Annotated in this window: 15 protein-coding genes; 3 read left to right on the top strand and 12 right to left on the bottom strand. The window is 52.2% G+C overall.

Features of this window, described 5'->3' with window-relative positions:
* Positions 1 to 15: 15 nt before the first annotated feature.
* Together rpoE and EVJ22_RS09290 are read right to left on the bottom strand one after the other, a co-directional pair.
* Positions 16 to 495 (bottom strand): DNA-directed RNA polymerase subunit delta, encoded by a 480-nt coding sequence (rpoE, locus tag EVJ22_RS09295; RefSeq protein ID WP_070328219.1) that lies wholly within the window; start codon positions 493 to 495, stop codon positions 16 to 18.
* 80 nt (positions 496 to 575) lie between these two features.
* Positions 576 to 1,886, bottom strand: coding sequence for a hypothetical protein (locus EVJ22_RS09290; protein ID WP_131443808.1), 1,311 nt, complete (start codon positions 1,884 to 1,886; stop codon positions 576 to 578).
* Positions 1,887 to 2,073: 187 nt separating this feature from the next.
* On the opposite strand from EVJ22_RS09290, the gene EVJ22_RS09285 reads away from it, so the two are divergent.
* Entirely contained in the window at positions 2,074 to 3,369 is a 1,296-nt protein-coding gene (locus EVJ22_RS09285) for a globin-coupled sensor protein (protein WP_131443794.1), read from the top strand.
* 45 nt (positions 3,370 to 3,414) lie between these two features.
* On the opposite strand, the gene EVJ22_RS09280 is transcribed toward EVJ22_RS09285, so the two are convergent.
* The 6 genes from EVJ22_RS09280 to EVJ22_RS09255 form a co-directional block, all read right to left on the bottom strand.
* On the bottom strand, positions 3,415 to 5,544 hold the full coding sequence (locus EVJ22_RS09280) for a (Fe-S)-binding protein (protein ID WP_071398391.1): 2,130 nt from the start codon (positions 5,542 to 5,544) through the stop codon (positions 3,415 to 3,417).
* An 89-nt stretch (positions 5,545 to 5,633) separates the two neighbouring features.
* A complete protein-coding gene (locus EVJ22_RS09275) occupies positions 5,634 to 6,350 on the bottom strand; it encodes a hypothetical protein (RefSeq protein WP_071398392.1) in 717 nt (238 codons plus the stop codon).
* Between the two features lie 6 nt (positions 6,351 to 6,356).
* Positions 6,357 to 6,875 (bottom strand): GNAT family N-acetyltransferase, encoded by a 519-nt coding sequence (locus EVJ22_RS09270; RefSeq protein ID WP_071398393.1) that lies wholly within the window; start codon positions 6,873 to 6,875, stop codon positions 6,357 to 6,359.
* A 46-nt stretch (positions 6,876 to 6,921) separates the two neighbouring features.
* The gene (locus EVJ22_RS09265; protein ID WP_071398394.1) at positions 6,922 to 7,350 is read right to left on the bottom strand and encodes a hypothetical protein; all 429 of its coding nucleotides are present in this window, start codon (positions 7,348 to 7,350) and stop codon (positions 6,922 to 6,924) included.
* Entirely contained in the window at positions 7,347 to 7,766 is a 420-nt protein-coding gene (locus tag EVJ22_RS09260) for a YwiB family protein (protein ID WP_071398395.1), read from the bottom strand. Before EVJ22_RS09260 ends, EVJ22_RS09265 begins: the two co-directional genes overlap by 4 nt.
* Positions 7,767 to 7,893: 127 nt before the next feature.
* Positions 7,894 to 9,597, bottom strand: a complete 1,704-nt coding sequence (locus tag EVJ22_RS09255) for a glycoside hydrolase family 13 protein (RefSeq protein ID WP_131443793.1) — start codon at positions 9,595 to 9,597, stop codon at positions 7,894 to 7,896.
* 221 nt (positions 9,598 to 9,818) lie between these two features.
* Here EVJ22_RS09255 and EVJ22_RS09250 point away from each other — a divergent pair, with 221 nt between their 5' ends.
* Together EVJ22_RS09250 and EVJ22_RS09245 are read left to right on the top strand one after the other, a co-directional pair.
* Positions 9,819 to 10,280, top strand: coding sequence for a GNAT family N-acetyltransferase (locus EVJ22_RS09250; protein WP_233589665.1), 462 nt, complete (start codon positions 9,819 to 9,821; stop codon positions 10,278 to 10,280).
* A gap of 48 nt (positions 10,281 to 10,328) precedes the next feature.
* Positions 10,329 to 11,093 carry a MerR family transcriptional regulator gene (locus tag EVJ22_RS09245; protein ID WP_131443792.1) on the top strand — a complete coding sequence of 255 codons (765 nt, stop codon included), beginning with the start codon at positions 10,329 to 10,331 and terminating at the stop codon, positions 11,091 to 11,093.
* A gap of 27 nt (positions 11,094 to 11,120) precedes the next feature.
* Here the strand turns inward: EVJ22_RS09245 and EVJ22_RS09240 are convergent, their stop codons facing one another.
* The 4 genes from EVJ22_RS09240 to EVJ22_RS09225 form a co-directional block, all read right to left on the bottom strand.
* Positions 11,121 to 11,774, bottom strand: a complete 654-nt coding sequence (locus EVJ22_RS09240; RefSeq protein ID WP_071398399.1) for a hypothetical protein — start codon at positions 11,772 to 11,774, stop codon at positions 11,121 to 11,123.
* Between the two features lie 76 nt (positions 11,775 to 11,850).
* Positions 11,851 to 12,552 carry a hypothetical protein gene (locus tag EVJ22_RS09235; protein ID WP_071398400.1) on the bottom strand — a complete coding sequence of 234 codons (702 nt, stop codon included), beginning with the start codon at positions 12,550 to 12,552 and terminating at the stop codon, positions 11,851 to 11,853.
* Positions 12,553 to 12,580: 28 nt separating this feature from the next.
* Positions 12,581 to 13,711: a glycosyltransferase family 4 protein gene (locus EVJ22_RS09230; RefSeq protein ID WP_131443791.1), complete on the bottom strand. Its 1,131-nt coding sequence runs from the start codon at positions 13,709 to 13,711 to the stop codon at positions 12,581 to 12,583.
* Positions 13,699 to 15,030: a nucleotide sugar dehydrogenase gene (locus tag EVJ22_RS09225; protein ID WP_131443790.1), complete on the bottom strand. Its 1,332-nt coding sequence runs from the start codon at positions 15,028 to 15,030 to the stop codon at positions 13,699 to 13,701. The genes EVJ22_RS09230 and EVJ22_RS09225 overlap by 13 nt, the downstream gene beginning before the upstream one ends.
* Positions 15,031 to 15,033: the final 3 nt, after the last annotated feature.

Genomic DNA, 15,033 nt, shown 5'->3' with positions numbered 1-15,033 from the left:
GCTTTTTGCGGTCTCTTATAAGTCGTCCTCGTCTTCAAGGTCGAGGTCGTCGTCTAAGTCGTCGTCCTTGAACTCGTCAAGGTCTGGTACTTTTTCAGTTTCATCATCCGCATCAAATTCAGATGCATCGAAATCTTCACCTTTAGCAAAGACGTCAAGGTCGTCTTCGATGTCGACGATGCCTTCGTCCGTCTCATCGAGATCTTCCTCAAACTCGTCGAGCTCGCCGCGTTGGCGTGCCTCGATGACGAGATCTTCGTCTGACTTATCGAACGGATACCAAACACGAAGCGCCCAACGGTTAGCTCCCAAGTTGACGAATAGTCCGTCGATGTTCATGTCCGTGTAGAGTTGCGCGATTTTCTCGAGCTCTTCCTCTTCACTTGTGAACGTATAGTTTTGTCTGATCTGCTCGCGGATTTCATCAAATGAAACTGGTTGCTCCCCAGTCTTTTGAAGAATTTCGTAAACAAAATCGATCAACGATTTATTCATTAAAGGACACTCCTTTTCCGTCACTAGTTAAACATCACTCCTCATTATAAACAAAAGCAATATAAAAAAGCTAGAGGAAATTATTTCGGTTCCGCTTGATTTTTATTGACGCGTTGCCAATAGATTGTAATCAATCCAACGTTAAACAACCAAGTCAGACCGAGTACAACCATCATCCAGCCGCGAGGAATTTGAAACGACAGCTCGGCATTGACTGTCTGTCCAACGTAGAGACCATAGCTTAATATTCCGACCATCAAAGCGGAATAGGCGACGACCATGCCAAATCGTTTCCATAGTTGAAGCAGTAACGAAGCAAACTCTTTGTTGTCTCCATAGTATTCATATAAGTAGACGTGCCCGGCACTTGAGTACATCGTTTGGACGTAACCGCTCACGAACAGGACGGGAATGAACACGAGCGGTTCGATGAAACCTAAGAAAAACACCAGAGATGAGACGAACAGGACGAGATAAGGACGGCGAGCCAAGTCGAAAACGCGACTAATCAATACCCAACCGATCACCCCTGCAAAAAATGGGACAAATACATAGAAGAGGAGTACTTGAAACGAATATAGGGCGAGACTGACGAATACGGCACCGATCAATGTCCATCCCCCGAACAAGCCGACGACGAACGCAAGCAATTGGACTTGTCGCGTCCTAGTCGCGCTGACGTATGTTCTCGTCCGTTCTTGGAACAGAACCCAGCCCACATATCCTAGTAAAATGACCATCAATAAAAATAGTTCAATGTAGCCTCTCGTTCCTTCTAACAAACTAAGAAGACGGCTCACTAACGTAAATAATGTGACGGCGATGAAGGCGCCCACAAACTTTACCGTCGTCAATGTCCAAGTTGCCGTTTTTTGGAGTGGCAACTTTCTCACGAATAACCATGGCAGGACAAGGCTGACGAGGAATAAGATGACGGCCCCATTATAAGATTGGGTGAGCATGTATGAGAATGCGGCGATCCACGCAACGAGTGCCAATACGAGCGGCAATGAACTCCCTTTGTCCTCCGTCGGTTCTTTTGGTACAGACAGTTCACTCAGTTGGGACAAAATCGTCGTCATGATTGACCCGACCCCAATTGAGCCGACGCCGACTAAAAATGCACTCAACTCAACGGCCCATTCAAACGGCAACAAAAAACAGACCAGTCCGCCGACTAGTACCCACAAAGCAATCAAAAATGTCTGTTTCGATCCGAGACGACCGATGACATACACCCACAACAATAGCCCCGACATGCTCGCGACATAAAAAATCATGAATGGGATTAAACCCCCGATGCCTTCTTCTAATGCCATCACCGACAAATACAGGATTTGCGGGAGAATCTGGCTGCTGAGCGCACTGACAATCGTCAATAACACAATCATGTTTTTCACGAAGGACACCTCTTTCTTCGAAATGGTCGAAGTGGTCGAAACAGTCTCTCTTTCCTTCTTTCCCGATTTGGACAAAAAACAACTGACTCCTTCGCACATCAAGTTCTCAGTATTTTCACATTTTGACCGATATATGAGATGACGGCTTTTACTCGTACTATGAAAAGGAGATTTTTGAATGACACTCTTCCGTAAATCGAAAAAAACTGATTATACCGCATCAATCGCTTTCCCTGACGCAGCGACCATCGCCCAACCGTCAGACACCCGTCTGAGTGGACGTGCGCATTATATGGGCTATACGTCGACTCAAGTCGAACGACTTCAAGCGATGGCCCCACTCGTCGAATCTGTGCTCGATGACGTGTTAGAAAGCGTACTCGACCACTTGATGTTGCAACCTGACATGGTCAAGATCGCCAACGCCTCATCGACACGCGAGCGTTTGAAAAAAGTGTTCGCCGACTACTTCCGTAGCCTATTGACGGGTCAAATCGATGAGAAGTTTCTCGCCATGCGTAAACGTATGGGACAGACCCATCACAACTTTTCGGTGCCGGTCGTCTGGTTCCTCGCGACGTATTCTGCCTTCAACACGTTGCTCGTCCCGAAAATCGTCGAGCACTATCAACACGATCCGGCGGCGATGACCGAGTCACTCCTCGCGTTGTCACACGCAATGAATTTGGATGCTCAAATCGTGACCGAGCAGTACGTCGACGCCCGACTCGGTGAGATCGAATCGGCAAACGTGGCCCGGGCCGATTTGTTGACCGATATCGGTCGTGTCAGCACGGAAGTCGCGACGACGATGGAACGGACCGGCGCCGCCATGTCCGAGACGAGCGACCGGGCCCACCAAGTGTTGTCTGAAACCGAACAGACGGAGAAGATGAGCCGTCACTTGATGGAACTGACGCAAACGAACAGCAAACAGATCGAACAGATGGAGACCGAATTCACACAATCGGCGACATACGTCGACGCCTCGCTCGAGCGCATCACTGCCTTGAAAGACGGCTCGCAAGAAATCGTCAGCATGACCCGCAGCATCGAACAGATCGCCAACCAAACGAACTTGCTCGCGTTGAACGCGTCCATCGAGGCGGCCCGGGCCGGTGAGCACGGCAAAGGGTTCGCCGTCGTCGCGACCGAAGTCCGGACACTCGCCGAGAACGCCAAACAGCTCAGCAGCCAAATTAACGTACTCATCCACGAGAACGAGACGAACATCGCCGCCCTGCTCGACCAGATGGGACAAATGCATCGGACGAACGACGAGGCGATGCGTCAGTTGAATGCGGTCAAAGTCGGCTTCTCGACCGTGAAAGACGAGATGGGCAACTACGTTCTCTCATTCGAACGCAACAAGCAAGACCTCGGACAGATGGTCGAGACGATCTCAGCCATCAACGAGACGACGCAAGGACTGTCTCACCTCACGTCTTCACTGCTCACAAAATCCGAAATATGAGTAAACGAAAGCCGGGCCTGGTCAACGACCAAGCCCGGCTTCGTTTCATTGTAAGATGGGTTCTGGTACTTCGATTGGCTTCAGTGAACGATCGAGCAGCTCGACGACGTCGAACGTTCCGACCGTCTCATCGACTTCTTTCGCTTTCGTACCGTCCGAGAGCATCGTCAAACAGTACGGACATGCCGAACCGATGACCGTCGGCTTCGTCTCGAGCAACTGCTCGGTCCGGGCGACGTTGACACGCGTCCCGACTTTCTCTTCTTGCCACATGAGTCCGCCACCGGCTCCACAACACATGCCGTTCTCGCGGTTTCGTTCTGCTTCGACGAGCTCGACCCCTGGAATTCGTTCAAGGACGAAACGCGGTGCGTCATAAATATTATTGTAGCGGCCGAGATAACACGAGTCGTGGTAGACAACGCGTTCGTTCACGGCGAAGTCCGGTTTGATCCGTCCTGTATCGAGCAGTTCGGCGAGCAGCTCGGTATGGTGGTACACTTTCACACCAGAAAGTCCGAAATCCGGATACTCGTTTTTGAACGTATTGTATGCGTGCGGGTCGACCGTGACGATTTTCGTGACCCCGTACTTCTCGAACAGTTTGATGTTCGCCTCGGCGAGTTCTTGGAACAACAGTTCGTTCCCGATGCGACGCGGCGTATCACCTGAGTTCTTCTCCTCGTTTCCGAGGATGGCGAACGAGACACCTGCTTTATTCAAGACGCTTGCGAAGCTTTGGGCGACTTTTTGGCTGCGGCTGTCGTAAGAGCCCATCGCCCCAACCCAGAAGAGAAATTCGAACTCTTCCCCAGCTTTCTTTTTCTCTTTGGCAGTCGGGATGACGAGTTCTTCCCGGTCTTTTCGCCAGTTCTCGCGCTCTTTCCGGTTCATCCCCCACGGGTTGCCTTGACGCTCGATGTTTGCGACCGTGCGTTGCGCCTCAGGGTCCATCTTCCCTTCCATCATGACGAGGTAACGGCGAAGATCGATGATTTTATCGACGTGCTCGTTCATGACCGGACATTGGTCTTCACAGTTTCGGCACGTCGTGCACGCCCAAATTTCTTCTTCCGTGATGACGTTGCCGATCAACTCATCAGGGACGAGCATGTGCCCGTTTTGGGCTGCGGCCGCGATTTCGGCACCTTGCGTGTTTTGGAACATAAGGGCCGGTGCCCACGGTGATTTCCGCGTAATGGCCGCCCCTTTCATGTTCATATGGTCACGCAACTTGACGATGAGATCCATCGGCGACAGCATCTTACCGGTGCCGGTCGCCGGACAGACGTTCGTACAGCGTCCGCATTCGACACAAGCGTACAAATCGACGAGTTGTTTTTGGTTGAAGTCTTCGATCTTATTGACACCGAAGACGACTTCTTCGTCCGACTCTTCCGCGTCTTCCATCGCCGAGAAATCGACTGGCGCGAGACGACCGACTTTGTGCGTCCGGCCAAGCCAAACGTTTAACGTGCCGGCGATCAAGTGGGCGTGCTTGCCTTGCGGGATGTAGATCATGAAGCTGAGCAAGAACATGAGGTGCAGCCACCAGAAGACAACGAATAAGGCAAAAGCGACGTCCCCAGGTACCCAAGCGAACACTGAACCAATCAGTGTCGCGACCGGTTCGCCCCACATCGGCAACTCTTCTTTATAGACGAGATAGAACCCGTTGCCGAACAAGACCGATACCATGAGACCCCCGATGAAGATGAGGGCAAGACCGGCCAAAAAATTCCGTTTCAAGCGCACGAGCTTCTCGACGTAACGGCGGTAGAATCCCCAAACGACCGCGACAAGAATCATGAGCATGACGATTTCTTGCATGAATGTGAAAATCGGATAGAGCGGACCGAGCGGCACGTGCGGGAAACGGGTTCCGACGGCGAGCCCTTTCCAGATGAAATCGATGGCCCCGAATTGGACGAGGATGAACCCATAGAACATCATGACGTGGATGATCCCGCTCTTCTTATCCTTCAGTAGTTTCTTTTGACCGAACACGTTGATCATGACTTGTTCGAGCCGTTCCTTATTCGTTTGGCTCCATTCTGCCTTCTTCCCAAGCTTGATGAACGTATAACGCTGATACACGAGCGTCGCGAACAAATACAGTCCATAGCCGAGAACGAGCAAGAATAGAATCCAGTTGACGATTAAAAATGTCGACATCCCCAAAACTCCCCCTTATGAAAACGGATTCAATCTTGAGTTCAGTATAACAAAAAGTGAATGAACAGTCATTCATTTTCTTATCGGAGTCAAAAGTCGAGCACATGTTTCAAGAACAACAAGATGCCGCCGTAGCCGGAAACGGCGAGCACGAACGTCCGGAAGTGGAGGTTGCGGTCGGTCGGCAGCTCGAACTTGACGATATTGAGGATCATCGCCCCGGCGACGAACGCGAACAGGAGCGCCTCGACGTGCGTCGCGAGATCGATGAAACGGGCGAACAAGCCGCCAACGAGAATCCCGCCGCTCAAAAAATAGCGTCCTTGTGTCAAATAACGTGCCCCGTAGTGACGGTACAAGTCGTGTCCGACAGCGAGGAAATGGACGCCGAGCGCGGTCGCGTAAAAACCACGTGCCACAAACGTGACCGACGTCGCCGTGACGACGTAAGCCGAGAACGACATGTATGCCGTCAGAAGCGTCACTTGAAGCCAATACGACACGTTTCGGTCGATCGTCTCGTCTTGAAAGTACGGTGTCCGCACGAACCGCATCGTCCCGTAGAAAACGGTGAAGCCGAGCAGACTGACGACGTAAATCTCTGACGGCAAAGCAAGGTCGAGCCAGTTGACTTGAAGCGTATCTTGGCGCTTGTTGAGAGATGGTAACAGGTACATGAAAAAATACGTGATGGCGATCCCGCTCGAAAATGAGAACCATTTTTTAGACGGTACCCGGTCGCGTGGAAACAGATAGATCCCAAAGAAATTGATGAGCACTAAATACACGACGATCCAGTTCGCCATCCTATATCACCCTTTCAGGTCAATCCAAAACCGCTCGACGACTTTACCGCTTTCTTCTAGAAATGGTGTATCGGCGACACCGCCGTTGTTCAAGATGACTTGGCGTGACGCCACGTTCGTCCGATTGCACGTGATCAAGGCCCGCTCGATGCCGAGCTGTTTCGCTTTCTCGAGCGCGAGTGCGAGCTGTTTCGTCGCGAGACCGCGTCCGCGCGCACTCGGCTTGATGCCATAGCCGATATGTCCCCCGAAGTTGATTAAGTTGTCATTTAATTCATGGCGGATATTCGCCGCGCCGAGTAACTCGTTCCCATCGGTCAACCAGTAAGTCGTACTCGGCACCCAACTGACGTTAACGTCCTCGCGAGACTCCTTAGAACGAATCTGCTTGACGTACGCCTCAAAATCAGACGCATCACGGTCGACCGCGTTCGGGACGATCGTCTCTTCCCGTTCTCGCCACTCGTTTAGAAATTCGAGCACCTGCGCTTGCTGTTCGATTGATGTCTTTACGAGTGTCAGCATGTGTTTACCCCCTAATTATATGTATAGAAAAGACCGCAATGCGGCCTTAGTCTTCGAGTCCTAATCGTTTCGGCATCACGGGTGCGAGTTGTCTCGCTTCGTCTAGGCGACCGGCTTCGACGAGCGTATGGAACCGTAAAAATTCCTCGTGTTCGGCGTCACCGATTGCTGCCAAATAGTCGATGTAGCGGTCATACACCGATTTATCTTCCGGTCGCGCCTCGATCAACGCGATATAGAGCCGGACCGTATCTTCTCCGTAAAGAAGCGGAAATTCGTCGTTCAATTGGAGCAACTTGTCGACCGCGTCCATATCGACACCCGTCTCATTGTCGTAATGACCGATGACTTGTTCGGCATGGTCTTCGAGGCGGCCTCGCCATTCCTCATACTCTTCCTCGTTCGTCTCGAGCATCTCAAACCAATCTTCGTTCAACATCTCTTCAATCTTTTTCACACGTTCTGCAAAATTCATGTCGTTTCTCCTCCTTCAAACGTCCAAGCGACGTCGACTTCGTAGTCGCCCGCCAAGTCGTCGTTCATTGCCAACTCGTAATGGAAACGGCAACGGCCGTCTGAAATCTCAAGCCGTTCCGTCGTCGTCGCCATCGTCATCGACATATATGGGTTTTTATATAGGCTTTGCGTCAGCCGTCCTTCAATGAAGGAATGGTTCATCTCAATCGGTCCTTTACAGATGAGGGCGAGCCGTCCGGTCGTATATTTCAACGTCGTCGGTACGATGCCGTCCTCACGCTCTTGGTCGAACATCAAGATGAAGCCGGTCTTTAATTCATAGTAGAGCCCGTCGGCATGGAGCTCGATCGGTTCATCGACCTCACTGACTTTCGTCGTCTGCCGGACACGGACCCGTCGTGGTTCAATTGCCATGGTGATTCCCCTTTCCGCTGTCTCATCGTACCATATCTCCTAAACGGTCCGGAATCGCTAACTTTTTCTTTCCCGGTTCGCGCGCGCCTCACACTACAAAAAAGACAGGGTTTCCCCTGTCTTTGAGTCAGCTCAACTTGTAGACGCGTCCTTCGAACGGCTTCAAGTGGAGGAGCATCGTCTCATCATGCGCGTCGAGCGGCATGTTCTTCAAGACGACGTCGTCTGAACGAAGCATGATATCCGTCGCGAAGATCGCTTCTTTGTCCGTCAAGTTCGACATGACGAGGTATTGCGTGTCACCGAGCGTCCGTGTGTAGGCGTAAATCTCCGGATGTTCAGGCAAGACGATATCGTACTTGCCGTAGACGAACGTCTCGTCGTCTTTACGGAGACGGATCATCTCTTTATAGAAGTTGAGGATCGAATCCTCGTCCTCGAGCTGCGCGTCGACGTTGATATCCGGATAGTTCGGGTTGATGCCGAACCACGGCTTCTCGGCGAACGTGAAGCCCGCATTCGCGGCGTCGCTCCATTGCATCGGCGTCCGTGTGTTGTCACGCGACGAGTTCCACGTGATCTCCATCATCTCTTCATGGCTCTTGCCGTGCTCACGTCCGATATAGTAACGGTTACGTGTCGCGATGTCGTCGTACTGGTCGATCGAATCGAACTTCACGTTCGTCATCCCGATCTCTTGGCCTTGATAGATGAACGGTGTCCCTTGCATGAGGAAATACATCATCGCGATCGACTTGGCGCTCTCTTTCCAGTAACGCTCATCGTCGCCCCATGACGACACGGTCCGTGTCTGGTCGTGGTTCTCGACATACAAGGCGTTCCAGCCGTCTGCCTCAAGGCCTTTTTGCCATTTCGTCAAGACGTTCTTCAAATGGACGACGTCGAGTTTCGACTCGGCATCTTCACGCCAAAGACCCATATGTTCGAATTGGAACACCATGTTCATCTTGCCGTCCTTCTCACCGACCCAAAGGTGGGCGTCGTCAGGCGAGACGCCGTTCGCTTCACCGACCGTCATGATGTCGTGTTTGTTGAACGTCTCGTCACGGAGTTCTTCCAGGTAGCCGTGGATACCGTCGACGTTCATGTGCATCTCGAACGACGGCACGAAGTCGAGGCCTTCAGGGTTCGGAAGATCGCCGAACGACGGGTGTTTACGGATATGGCTGATGGCGTCGACGCGGAAACCGTCGATACCTTTGTCGAGCCACCAGTTGATCATGTTGTAGATCGTCTGGCGCATCTCAGCGTTCTCCCAGTTGAGGTCCGGCTGTTTCTTCGAGAAGACGTGCAAGAAATACTGTTCGGTCGTCTCGTCGAACTCCCAAGCCGAGCCGCCAAAGATTGACTCCCAGTTGTTCGGCTTCGAGCCGTCCGGCTTCCCGTCGCGCCAAATGTACCAGTCACGCTTCGGATTGTCCTTCGAGCTCTTCGATTCGATGAACCACGGGTGCTCGTCTGACGTGTGGTTGACGACGAGGTCCAAGAGCAGCTTCATGCCGCGCGCATGGACTTCTTCCAAGAGACGGTCAAAGTCTGCCATCGTCCCGAACTCGTCCATGATGTCCTCATAGTCGCTAATGTCATAACCGTTGTCGTCGTTCGGCGACTTGTACATCGGGCAAATCCAGATGACGTCGACGCCGAGGTCTTTCAAATAATCGAGTTTGTCGATGATGCCTTGAATGTCACCGATCCCGTCACCGTTCGCGTCGTAAAAACTGCGTGGGTAGATTTGATAGGCGACGGCTTCTTTCCACCAATTTCGTTTTAAAGTTTTTGTCTGTTGGTCACGTTGTAAAAGTTGCATGTCTCAATAAGACTCCCTTGTCTCTAAACTCACTGCGCATCATATATACTCATCTTATTATCAGTGCTATTTTTTCTTCTTACGGCTAGCGCAATCGTTTGCACGATTATGGTAAGTTTATCTTACCAAAAATCATTCGCCGACACAAAGAAGTTTTAAAATAGCTTACTCACCGTGTACCCTACACGATTTGAAAACCAATTGAAAGCGAGGCAACTCATATGATTCGTTTGGCCACCGTGTCCGACATATCTCCCATCGATACGCTTATTCTAACGAAAGCGATGGAGTTTAAAGCAGCCGGAAAAACGCAATGGCAAAAATATTTAGAGCCGAGCCGGACCGAGATTGTCACGTACGACGTCACGAACGGAACAGTCTATGTATATGAAGAAAACGATACGGTTGTCGGGGCGGTCAGTCTGATCCCACCGACGTCGTGGGACGAGAACTTATGGAACGACGCCGACACAGCCGTCTACGTGCATCGCCTCGTCGTCGACTCGCGTCATAAAGGAAAACAGATTGGTTCCCAACTGATGCGTCAGGCAATGGTCGGATCAAAACGGATCCGGCTCGACTGTGTCGCGACGAACGGATTTTTGAACGACTATTATCTTCGCTTCGGCTTCAGCTACGTCGGCGAACGCGACGGTTTTTCCTTATTTGAAAAACAAGCTTGACCTTGACGTGACGTCACGCTTTACACTGAATTCAAGGAGGTGAGGCTTATGTATTCGATTCAGCAGCTCGCGAAGCTCGCCGGGACGACGCAACGGACACTAAGGTATTATGACGCGATCGGTCTGCTTGTACCGCTGCGCGACGACAATGGATATCGCCGCTATGCAAAACATGACGTCGACCGTTTGCAGACGGTTCTGTTCTATCGGTCGCTCGACTTCTCACTCGACGCGATCAAACACTTACTTGAAGCCGATTCGTTCGACCGGGCTCAGACGCTCGAGCACCAAGTCACAGCGTTGCGCGAGAAAGCGGCTTACTTTGATATGCTCGCCGACACGGCCGAGACGACACTCACCTCACTCAAAGGAGGAATTCCAATGAAAGAAAAAGAGTTGTTCAACGGACTGTCGTTTGACGAACTCAAGGCACACGAAGCAAAACATGAGACTGAAGTACAAGACCGTTGGGGCGACAGCGAGGCGTACCACACATCTTTCGAGCGTGCCAACCAACGCTCGAAAGATGATTGGGAAACACTCAGCCAAGAACAGATGAATCTCGTCAAACCGCTCGTCGACCTGTTCCGAGCGGACGTGCCGATTGAAGACGAACGTGTCCAAGCCGTCGTCAAGACGAACCATCAGTTCATCCATACCAACTTCTACGACTGCTCGCTCGACATGTTCAGCGGACTCGGGCACATGTATGTCATGGATGAGCGGTTCACGATGTTTTACGACAAGTACGCGACCGGGCTTGCCGTCTACTATAACGACGCGATCCAACATTACTGCATCAAAAATAGCTGAAAGGCCAAAGCGAACTCGCTTTGGCCTTTACTCTGCCGTCCGTCGATCATATACGTCCTCTTCGAGCATCGATTCAATTTGACGACGCAAAAGCGGCAGTGCCGTCACAAGTTGAAGGTAAGGATACGTCGCAAAGTTATCGGTGCCACCGACATACAGGACGGACCGATCGAGTACAGTCCAGCCTCTGTCGCCCCATTGTTCGATTCTCACTTCACAGACGTCAGGCTTAGCGCGAAACGCCCAGTACGCTTCAAGTTGTCCTTTGGCCATCGAAGGGCTGACCGTTAAAATCGGACAGTCAAGACGGTGCAGTCGACTCATGTCGACGGGTCCGGTCTCGTGCAAGATCACGAGTTGTGGTTGTAAGCGATCAAGCCACATCATCGTTCGTGCGTCATTCAGTGACGTGACACGCAACAGATGATGCGATGGGATCGGATTGTCGTTCAGCGGATAACGTGCTTGTAACTCTCGGACGCGCTGACGACTGAATCGGCACATGAGCGGTGACATAAAGCGAACGTATGATTGACGCATCCACTCGTTGATCGAGTCGGGCCGCACTTCAGCCGGACCATCTTCTTTGATCACATGGGTCACCCCGAGATTCCGGATCGCCTGGTACACATAAGTCGAAGTCGGATCCTCGCCGATACATAAGACGATCGGACGCGTCATAAGCCCTCCTCCTTCCCTCTCTTTGAAGCGTCATCGTCTGTCTGGTCTGTAAATTCTAGCCCCATCGCCGAAAGCGCTATGTCAAAAGAACCGAACATCTGTTGGATATCTTTAAGCGCCGGTCCTTTCCCGTCTTTTTTTGCCATATTTCATAACCCCATGGCGAGAGGACGGCCAAATCCTCACTCGCTTCTTTCAACGCCGATAGAATATCTTGTTCCGTGAACGCTTTACGCGTCGACAATCCGATTTCTTCAAGTGCTTGCGTCCAAGACCCGAAGCGCCGAACGACTTTTGTGATACTCGGACGTTGGTTCGCTTTCGCCCATTTCGCATACGTCGTTGAATTAAATGGTTCGATTTCATCGCTCGCATCGAGCAACGCTTGAATAATTTCAATCTTTTGGTCTTTTGCCATCATCCCGAGTAGATCGGCCTCAATCAATGCGACCTTCCAAGACCCAAACTGGATGACAACTTCCGTGAGCGTCGGAGCATCATGGTCATGCGCCCATTTTCGGTAATCGGCACTATTGATCGAGCCAAGATCCTTCGCTGCCCGGCGAAGCGTTCGCAACATTTCCGACTTCGTGAAACGCGGCATCTGGTTTTCAAACCCGACGAGCCGCAGCACGTTCGCCCACGAACCATACACCTCTAACAGTTCGAGTACGGTCGGTCCGCCGTTCGCTTGTTGCCATTGCTGGTACATATGGATCGTGAGACGACCGTCATCGGCGGCCGTCCTCAACTGGTGAATCACTTGTTTCTCTTCCATGCCGCCTCCCCCTTTTATATGCGACGACTCATCCCACTTCACGAGCGCTAATTTGCGCAAATAAATTGATTTGCCGTGTCAAAATTTTCGATTCATCGAACCGTTCCTCGACGACTTCGCGACCTCGGCGACCGTATGACTCGATCCGATCCGAATGCTCGATGAACGACTCCATCGCCTCCGCGAGCGCTTGCGGACGGGCCACCGGGACGAGGTATCCCGTCTCTCCGTCAATGACTTCTTCTCGACAACCGCGGATGTTGGTCGCGATGACCGGAAGACCTGACGCCATCGCCTCTAAAATGGAACGGGGGAGCCCTTCCCGATAAGACGGTAACAGAAAGACGTCATGACGGTTGAACAAAGACGGGGTGTCTATGACGTATCCGACGTAATGAACGTTCGGATTGTCTACTAAGTGAGCTTCAACGAGTTTGGCGGTCTCTTGATCCCGCTCATTCGACAGCAACTCTCCGGCAATCGTGAGTGTCGCTCCCGGATGACGCGCAGACACTTCCTGAAACGCCTCGAGTAGATCGAGGATCCCCTTTTCTTTGACGAGGCGACCGACGAACAGAAACTTTAACTGCTTCGGGTCAACTGTTTTTTCAAGCGGTTGGAATCGAGTCAAATCAATCCCGTTCCCGAGATGAAGCAAACGGTCATCGCTTTTAAATTGTCGGGTCTTGGCGAGCGAATAATCTTCCTCACTTTGGAGCAGCAGCCAGTCGGTCGCGAGTGCGGCAAGCGATTTTTCGAGCCAAAACACGAGTTCATAGGCGACCCGGCTCATCCGTTCATGGAAGTAAAAGCCATGGGCCGTGTACAGAATGTGTGGGGTGCGGGCGATTCGGGCCGCAACCCGTCCGAGCGCGGCCGCAACCGGCGTATGGACATGGATCGCGTCATACTTCTCCCGTCTGAGCAAGGCGACGAGCCCTTGAATCGTCTGCACGTTCCGCTTCGGATGGAATTTGCGATCAACCGGCAGCGTATGGATGACCCACCCTTCCGCCCGCAACCGGTCCGTCCGGTCACCGTAGGCACAGGCGACATCGACTTGGTGCCCTTCGGCTTTCAGCGACTCGATGAGCGGACGCAACAGGACGTCAGCGGTCACGTCGACCGCGCAGAATTGAAGGATCTTTAAAGGCGCCATAAGTGGACCTCCTCTGGCTTCGTCGCTCGGTTTAAGATACCTTTTAAATCCATGACGATCCCTCGTCCCATCTTCAACTGACGTTCGGCGATTTTCCAACCGGCACTCACGAATTCATCGTGTGAGACGGCGTAGATGACGACTTCCGCCGGCTTGAGCTCATGGTACGGTTTTACTTGGATCCCGTATTCTTGTTCGACTTCCTCATGGTGGACGAGCGGGTCGTACACTTGCACCTCAAGGCCGAACTCCTCGATTTCCCGCACGAGTGTCGCGACTTTTGAATTACGGATATCACTGACGTTCTCTTTGAACGACATGCCGAGCACGGTGACCCGTGAGCCCAGTACCGGCATGTTTTGACGGATCATCGTTTTAATGAGCGACGTGGCGATGAAACTGCCCATCGTCTCGTTGATGCGCCGTCCGGCTAAAATGACCTCAGGGTGATAGCCGAGCATCTCAGACTTCATCGTCAAATAGAACGGGTCGACCCCGATGCAGTGGCCACCGACGAGTCCAGGCCGGAAGTTCAGGAAGTTCCATTTCGTACCGGCCGCTTCTAACACTTCAAGCGTATCGATGTTCATCCGCTCGAAGATGATCGCGAGCTCGTTCATCAATGCGATGTTCAAGTCCCGTTGCGTGTTCTCGATCACTTTCGCGGCTTCGGCGACTTTGATGGACGAAGCGCGATGCACACCGGCATCGACGACCGTCTCATATACGGCTGCGACGATATCAAGCGTCTCCTCATCCTCGGCGGCGACGACTTTCTTGATCGTCCGGAACGTGTTGACCCGGTCCCCTGGATTGATACGCTCTGGCGAATAGCCGACTTTAAAGTCGATTCCGGCCCGTAGACCTGACTCTCGTTCGAGCAGCGGGATGCACTCTTCTTCCGTCAGTCCAGGATAAACGGTCGACTCGTAGACGACAATCGTCCCGGGCCGTAGGTGCTTGCCGACGGTTCGCGTCGCGCTACAGATCGGACCGAGGTCCGGCTGATTTTGTTCGTTGATCGGCGTCGGTACGGCAATGATGATAAAATCGGTCTCTTCAAGCTGTGACGCGTCGGTCGTATATGCGACTGAGGCGATTTCAAGCGATTCCCGCTCGACTTCTCGCGTGCTGTCGAGATGACCGTTCAGTTCGTTGATGCGGGCCTCATTAATATCAAACCCGATGACGTCTCCGACTTCTCCGAGCGCGACCGCGACCGGGAGACCGACGTACCCGAGTCCGACGACGGCGATATGGCGATTGGCAATGGTTCTTCGTGCTGTCCGTGATTCTGAGATGAGTTTGTCCATGTCCATCTG

The sequence above is a fragment of the Exiguobacterium sp. SH0S7 genome (assembly GCF_004337195.1).
GTDB classification, from domain to species: domain Bacteria; phylum Bacillota; class Bacilli; order Exiguobacteriales; family Exiguobacteriaceae; genus Exiguobacterium; species Exiguobacterium aurantiacum_A.
Note: the sequence above shows the minus strand (reverse complement) of the source record. Positions and strands in the feature narration are given on the sequence as shown.